The following is a 6,545-nucleotide window of genomic DNA, read 5'->3' as shown; positions in this document are numbered from 1 at the left end:
CGCCGCGCTGGTCGCCGCCGCGCGGTCCCTCGGGCTGCGGGCGTACGCGGCCACGCACAGCGCGGACGGCAGGCGGCGGTTCGCCGCACTGCTGGACGCCGCCGGGACGGGCGGCGCGGCCCCCGGCGACGCCGGGGCGGGCGGTTCCGCCGCGGTCACCGTGGGCGGGCTGCTGGCCGGAGCCGAGGGGCCCGGCAGGGACACCGAGGGCGCGTTCGCCCTCGATCTGCTCGTGGTGCTGGACGCGCCGCAACTCGACGTGGAGACCGCCGCCGTCCTGGTCGAGTCGCTGCCCGACGGGGCGCGGCTGGTGCTCAGCGGCGATCCGGGGGTGCTGTGGTCCGCCGGGCCGGGCCGGGTGTTCGCGGACCTCCTCGCCGCCCGGGCCTGCCCACAGGTCGCCTCACGGACCCCGGACCCCGGCCCGCTCGGTGAGCTGGTCTCCGCGATCGGGATCGGGGAGCTGAACCAGGTGGAGGCGCCCGGCAAGGAGGTCGTGATCGTGCCGGTGCGGGACGCCGGGGAGGCGGTGCACCGGACCGTGCAACTCGTCGTGGACTCCGTGCCGAGGGCGTTCGGCATCCCGGCCGAGCAGGTGCAGGTGATCACCCCCGGCCATGGGGGCGCGGCGGGCACGCGTGCGCTGAACGCGGCGCTGAAGGAGCGGCTGAACCCCGGGCCGGGCCGCTTCGGCGGGTTCGACCCCGGTGACCGTGTCGTCCACTCCCCCGTGCCGGGCCGAGTGACGCCGGGGCGTGTCGTCAAGGCCGACGCGGAGGGGCTGCACCTGGAGTGCGCGGGGGGCGCCGTCGTCGTACCGAAGGAGCGGGTCGAGACGGCCGTACGGCACGGGTGGGCGCTCACGGCGCACCAGGCGGTGGGGCACCGTTGGCCGGCCGCGGTGGTCGTCCTGCCGGGTGACGCGGGCGCGGCGCTCAGCCGTCCCTGGGTCTACACCGCGTTCTCCCGTGCTGAGCGGCACCTGTCCGTCGTGCACGGCGTCGAACAGACGCTGCCCCGCGCCGTCGCCGAGGTCCCCCCGAAGCCCCGCACGACCCGCCTCCCGACCCTGCTCAAGGCACAGGTACCCCCGGCCGGCTGAGGGGACGATCCGGGGAAAGCGGCGCGCCCCTGGGATCGGCCCGGAGGGCCGTCCTCAGGGGCGCGGGGAACTGCGCGAACAGCCGTGGACGACCCGCGCTCGCCCACCCACCGGCGGGCCCGAGCCCATGGCTGTCCGGCAGGCCGGGCCGCCCGCCCTACCGATCCGCGTCCAGCGGCTCCAACTCCTCGTCCTCGTCCTCGTCCAAAACGATCTCGTCCTCGAGGTCCTCGTCGTCCTCGAGATCGTCCTCGTCGAAGACCGCGCTGACGTCGAAGCGGCAGACGACCCGCTGGGGGTCGACGTTCTCGAACGGGGCCTCCAGCCACTCCCCGGGGTCGGCCGTGTCGTCCCCGGCGGTGACCCAGAGCGTGGAGTCGCCCTCCTCCAGGCCGAACTCCTTGTGCCGGGAGGCGATCTCGTCCGGTTCGAACTCGCCGAAGAGGACGCCCAGGGCGCCGTGGACGGTGGCCGTCGCCTCGTCGCCGGCTCCGACGGCGGACGGCTCATCGGCCGCCTCCACCCGCTGCGCCTGCGCCAGCAACCGCTGCGGCTCCACCACCGTGTAGTCCCGCCGGATCAGCACGCTCAGCGCGCTCGGCTCCTCGGGGCCGGTGTACGGCGGCATGTCCTCGGTGCCGGGGATCTCGAAGGGAGTGACCTCGTCGTAGCGGTCGTAGAGCAGTTCGTCGTACTCCTCGGCGGCCGCGGCCAGCTCGTTGAACGCCTCGTAGACGGCCGGGTCGTCCTCACCCGACCGGCGTTCGACCGCGGCCAGGTGGCGGTCGAGCGCGGTCTTGACCGCCTCGGCGGCGGCGCGTACCTCGGCAGCGGTGGACTGCGCAGCATCAGACATAGTGCAGACGCTATCCGTACCAGGCCCCAGCCCGCACAATAGATACCGATGCCGGAATACGAATTTGTCGACGTGTACGTACCGCGCGGGGTCTCCCGCAAGGACGCCACACGCCTGCTGACGGACCATGCCGAGTACGGACACTGGGAGTTGGACCGACTGAGTCTGCTGCGCGATGGCAGCCGCAGGGTGCGGTTGCGCCGACGGATCATCCGCCAGGTGCGGGCCACGTGGTGATGTGAGCAGAGAAAAACGGAGCGGGCCCCGCTGGTGCGGGGCCCGCTCCGTTTCGTGTGCGCGGGGTCCGGTCTACCGCGCGGTGGCCCGTGCCTTGCGGTAGATCAGCGCGCCCCCGAGGAGCGTGCCGGCGCCCACCGACAGGGCAAGGCCGAGCGGCACCTCGGCGCCGGTCTGGGCGAGCTGCCCGATAGGCCCGGGCTGGCCGACGGTCCGGGTACCCGGCGTGTTGGTGCCACCGGGGCCGGGGGCACCCGGGTTTCCGGGGTTCCCAGGGTTGCCCGGATTGCCCGGGTTCTCGGGGGTCCCGGGGTTGCCCGGGTTCTCGGGAGTCCCGGGGTTGCCCGGGTTCTCGGGGGTCCCGGGGTTGCCGGGCTGCTCCGGGCCGGGCTGCTCGACCGGCGGGTTCTGCGGGCCGCCGGGGTTCTCGTGCGACCCTCCACCGCCCGGGTTCCCGCAGTCGTTGCCGCTCGTGCCGTTGCCGAGACCGATCACGCTGACACTGTTGCCGCAGGCGTTGACCGGTACATCCACCGGGACCTGCACGTGGTTGCCGGAGCCGACGCCCGGCGAGTTGCCGGCGTGACCGTCCGCGTGGGATCCGCCGCCGTGGGAGGAGCCGTAGCCGCCGCCGTACGACGAGCCGTGGTGGCCGCCCCCACCGTTGGAACACTCGTTACCCGTGGCCGGGTTGCCGACGCCGACCACGTTGACGCTGTTGCCGCAGGCGTTGACCGGTACGTGCACCGGGGCCTGCACATGGTTGCCCGACGCGACGCCGGGCGAGTCACTGGCGTGGCCCTGCGCCCGCGAGCCCCCGTACGACGATCCGGAACCACCGGCGTGCTTGCCGGTCTTGACGCCGTTGGAGCACTTGTTGCCGGACGCGGGGTTGAGCAGCCCGACGACGCTGACGGTGTTGCCGCAGACGTTGACCTCGGCCTCGACCGGCGCCTGCACGTTGTTACCTGAGAGAACGCCCGGCGAATGGGTCGCGGAGCCCTGGGCGCCGGAATCGGCGTGCGCGTATCCGCCGGCCGCGGCGAGGACGCCGGACGCGGCTGCCATCGTCATCAGGCCTTTGCGGGTGACCTGTCGCATGTCTGAATTACCTGCCTTAGCCCTATGGTCTGATCTTCTTCACCTTGTCCGTGGAACCGGTCGGCCCCGGAGTGCATGGCACACACTCCGAGGCCAACGGTTATCGGACCCTCACCGGGTGAGGCACAACGTCACTTGTTGATGCAGGTGTTGCCGAAGGCGGGGTTCAGCAGCCCGATCACGTTGATCGTGTTGCCGCACACATTCACAGGGACGTGAACGGGCGCCTGGACGACGTTGCCGGACGCGACACCCGGGGAACCGACAGCGGCACCCTGGGCACCGGCGTCGGCAGCAGCCAGACCCGCACCCGCGAGCACGAGACCACCGGTGGCAGCCGCAGCAGCGACGACCTTCTTGATCATTATTCCTCCTTGTTGGCAAAGCGACCCCGAGTAGCGGGTCACATCACCTGTAACGAGAAGGGAGTAATCGAGCTACGAGCCTATGGTCCGATTCACTCGACTCGGTCGATCATCGTACGTGCTGCCGATTAGGGGAGTATCGTTTCAATACACAATTCCGGGCAGAATCACGGCGGTTCAGGGCAACTCGGGGATCACCAAGATCCCGTCGCGGAAGTTCAGGACGCGTCGAGGAAACGGTCCAGTACGCGCACACCGAACTTCAGGCCCTCCACCGGCACCCGTTCGTCGACACCGTGGAACATGCCCGCGAAGTCCAGCTCCGGCGGCAGCTTCAGCGGGGCGAAGCCGAAACCGCGGATACCGAGGTCGTCGAAGGACTTGGCGTCCGTACCGCCGGAGAGCATGTACGGGACCGCCCTCGCGGCCGGGTCCTCGGCGACCAGCGCGGACTGCATGGCGTCCACGAGCGCCCCGTCGAAGGACGTCTCCAGCGCCTTGTCGGAGTGCACGTCCTCGCGCCGCACCTTGGGCCCGAGGATCTTGTCGAGGTCGGCGAGGAACTCCTCCTCGAAGCCGGGCAGGAACCGTCCGTCGACATGCGCGGTGGCCTCGCCGGGGATGACGTTGACCTTGTAGCCGGCGCCGAGCTGGGTGGGGTTGGCGGTGTTGCTGAGGGTGGCGCCGATGAGCTTGGCGATCCCGCCGAGCCTGGCGAGGGTGCCCTCCATGTTCTCCGGGTCCAGTTCGGTGCCGAGCGCGTCGCCGAGTTCGTCGAGGAAGGCTCGGGTGGTCTTGGTGACCCGGACCGGGAACGTGTGGCGGCCGAGGCGGGCGACGGCCTCGGACAGCTCGGTGATGGCGTTGTCACGGTGGATCATCGAGCCGTGCCCGGCGGTGCCGGCCACGGTCAGCTTCATCCAGTGCATGCCCTTCTCGGCCGTCTGGATCAGATAGAGCCGCCGCTGCTCGCTGACGGTGAAGGAGAACCCGCCGACCTCGCTGATCGCCTCGGTGACACCCTCGAAGAGGTCGGGGTGGTTCTTGACCAGGTACTTGGCGCCGTACGTACCACCGGCCTCCTCGTCGGCGAGGAAGGCGAGGACGATGTCGCGCGGGGGCTTGCGGCCGCTGCGCAGCCGGTCCCGGACGACCGCGAGGGTCATCGCGTCCATGTCCTTCATGTCGACCGCGCCCCGGCCCCACACACAGCCGTCGGCGACCTCACCGGAGAAGGGGTGGTGGGTCCAGTCGTCGGCGTTGGCCGGGACGACGTCGGTGTGGCCGTGGATGAGCAGCGCGGGCCGGGACGGATCCTCGCCCTCGATGCGGGCCACCGTCGAGGCACGGCCCGGGTGCGACTCGAAGATCCTCGGTTCGAGACCCACCTCGGCGAGCTTCTCCGCGACGTACTCGGCGGCCTTGCGTTCGCCCGGGCCCGAATGGTCGCCGAAGTTGCTGGTGTCGATCTGGATCAGCTCGCGGCAGAGGTCCACGACCTCGTCCTCGCCGGTCACGCGCCTGGCCGTGTCCGTCTCGCTCACGCTGCTTCCTCCCGCTGTCGCTGCTGGTGGTTCCCCCTCATCCTCCTCCTGCCCGGGGGCCCGCCCCAAGACCGGGACCGGCCCGTCACACGCCGTTCACGCCCCGGACCTCCAGGAACGGGGTGTGATCGAGGGCCCCGTAAAGCCTGGTAATGTTTCCTCTGTCGCCGCGGGGGACACCCCGCACGACAGACACCTTGTCCGGGTGGCGGAATGGCAGACGCGCTAGCTTGAGGTGCTAGTGCCCTTTATCGGGCGTGGGGGTTCAAGTCCCCCCTCGGACACACAGTGGCGAAGGCCGCGACCATCAGGTCGCGGCCTTTGTGCGTAGGTGCGGCGGAATGTGGGAGACGTCTCGTCCCGCCGGGAAAACCCCAGCTCAGGGGGATGGCCCGATGCCTCCGGGTTGCTTCGCGGATGCGCCCTCTTGGCCGATACGACAGGCCGTAGTCACGTGAGCACTAGAGTATGGGGCTTGTTCGGCGCCGGGACGGAAACATCCCCAGGCAGACCTGCGGGCCCGCCGGTGCCCCCCGGGTCGTCCGGGTGTGAAAGGCGAGGATCCGATGGCCGCCGTGTACGAGAGTCCCGAGCTGACCCTGTTGGAGGGGGAACTGGCGGAGGGACTCGACGGGCCGGCCCTGTTCTCGGCGGGGCCCGCCGCCTCTCCCCGCACCCTCGTCGACGTCTTCGAGGCGTCCGTGCGGTCGTTCCCCGACGAGCCGGCGCTGGACGACGGCGCGCAGCGGCTCACCTATCGCGCGCTGGCCATAGAGGTGGAGCGGCTGCGGCGGCGGCTGGGCGCGGTGGGCGTCGGGCGCGGGGACCGGGTCGGGGTGCGGGTGCCGTCGGGCACCAACGACCTGTACGTGGCGATCCTCGCGGTGCTGGCCGCAGGTGCCGCGTACGTCCCGGTGGACGCCGAGGATCCCGACGAGCGCGCCGAGCTGGTGTTCGGGGAGGCCGGGGTGCGGGCCGTCATCGGGGCCGGGCACGAGCTGACCCTCCACGGCGATGCGTCCGACTCCCCCGCCTCGCGGCCCGGCGTCGGGAACGACGCGTGGATCATCTTCACCTCCGGGTCGACCGGGAAGCCCAAGGGTGTCGCCGTGAGTCATCGCAGCGCCGCCGCGTTCGTGGACGCCGAGGCGGAGCTGTTCCTGGCCGAGGAGCCGATCGGGCCCGGGGACCGGGTCATGGCGGGGCTCTCGGTGGCCTTCGACGCGTCCTGCGAGGAGATGTGGCTGGCCTGGCGGTACGGGGCCTGTCTGGTGCCGGTGCCGCGCGCACAGGTCAGGAGCGGCGCCGATCTGGGGCCGTGGCTGGTCGAGCAGGAGATC

At 71.3% G+C, this 6,545-nt stretch carries 7 protein-coding genes and 1 tRNA gene; 4 read left to right on the top strand and 4 right to left on the bottom strand.

Annotated elements, in window-relative coordinates; all coding sequences use genetic code 11:
• Positions 1 to 1,102: ATP-dependent DNA helicase (locus M8J73_RS34715; RefSeq protein WP_249829497.1), on the top strand; the 1,102-nt coding region annotated here is incomplete at its 5' end.
• Between the two features lie 157 nt (positions 1,103 to 1,259).
• Here M8J73_RS34715 and M8J73_RS34710 read toward each other — a convergent pair.
• The gene (locus tag M8J73_RS34710) at positions 1,260 to 1,958 is read right to left on the bottom strand and encodes a hypothetical protein (RefSeq protein ID WP_055537280.1); all 699 of its coding nucleotides are present in this window, start codon (positions 1,956 to 1,958) and stop codon (positions 1,260 to 1,262) included.
• Positions 1,959 to 2,006: 48 nt separating this feature from the next.
• Here M8J73_RS34710 and M8J73_RS34705 point away from each other — a divergent pair, with 48 nt between their 5' ends.
• The gene (locus tag M8J73_RS34705) at positions 2,007 to 2,195 is read left to right on the top strand and encodes a DUF5703 family protein (protein ID WP_005485166.1); all 189 of its coding nucleotides are present in this window, start codon (positions 2,007 to 2,009) and stop codon (positions 2,193 to 2,195) included.
• 72 nt (positions 2,196 to 2,267) lie between these two features.
• Here the strand turns inward: M8J73_RS34705 and M8J73_RS34700 are convergent, their stop codons facing one another.
• From M8J73_RS34700 to M8J73_RS34690, 3 genes are all read right to left on the bottom strand, one after another.
• Positions 2,268 to 3,296, bottom strand: coding sequence for a chaplin (locus tag M8J73_RS34700; RefSeq protein WP_055537279.1), 1,029 nt, complete (start codon positions 3,294 to 3,296; stop codon positions 2,268 to 2,270).
• 131 nt (positions 3,297 to 3,427) lie between these two features.
• A complete protein-coding gene (chpH, locus tag M8J73_RS34695; protein ID WP_055537278.1) occupies positions 3,428 to 3,661 on the bottom strand; it encodes a chaplin ChpH in 234 nt (77 codons plus the stop codon).
• Between the two features lie 218 nt (positions 3,662 to 3,879).
• On the bottom strand, positions 3,880 to 5,205 hold the full coding sequence (locus M8J73_RS34690; RefSeq protein ID WP_055537277.1) for a M20/M25/M40 family metallo-hydrolase: 1,326 nt from the start codon (positions 5,203 to 5,205) through the stop codon (positions 3,880 to 3,882).
• Between the two features lie 199 nt (positions 5,206 to 5,404).
• Between M8J73_RS34690 and M8J73_RS34685 the strand changes: the two genes are divergently transcribed.
• A tRNA-Leu gene (locus M8J73_RS34685) sits at positions 5,405 to 5,489 on the top strand.
• Between the two features lie 282 nt (positions 5,490 to 5,771).
• On the top strand, positions 5,772 to 6,545 hold a 774-nt coding region (locus tag M8J73_RS34680), incomplete at its 3' end, for an AMP-binding protein (protein ID WP_249829496.1).

This window comes from Streptomyces neyagawaensis (genome assembly GCF_023516595.1).
Classification (GTDB): Bacteria; Actinomycetota; Actinomycetes; order Streptomycetales; family Streptomycetaceae; genus Streptomyces; species Streptomyces neyagawaensis.
The sequence above is the reverse complement of the archived record's forward strand: the minus strand, read 5'-3'. Positions and strand labels throughout refer to the sequence as shown.

Coding starts and splice junctions, on each gene's coding strand:
- M8J73_RS34710 (WP_055537280.1), bottom strand. CDS start 1,958: ATGTCTGATGCTGCGCAGTCCACCGCTGCCGAGGTACGCGCCGCCGCC.
- M8J73_RS34705 (WP_005485166.1), top strand. CDS start 2,007: ATGCCGGAATACGAATTTGTCGACGTGTACGTACCGCGCGGGGTCTCC.
- M8J73_RS34700 (WP_055537279.1), bottom strand. CDS start 3,296: ATGCGACAGGTCACCCGCAAAGGCCTGATGACGATGGCAGCCGCGTCC.
- chpH (WP_055537278.1), bottom strand. CDS start 3,661: ATGATCAAGAAGGTCGTCGCTGCTGCGGCTGCCACCGGTGGTCTCGTG.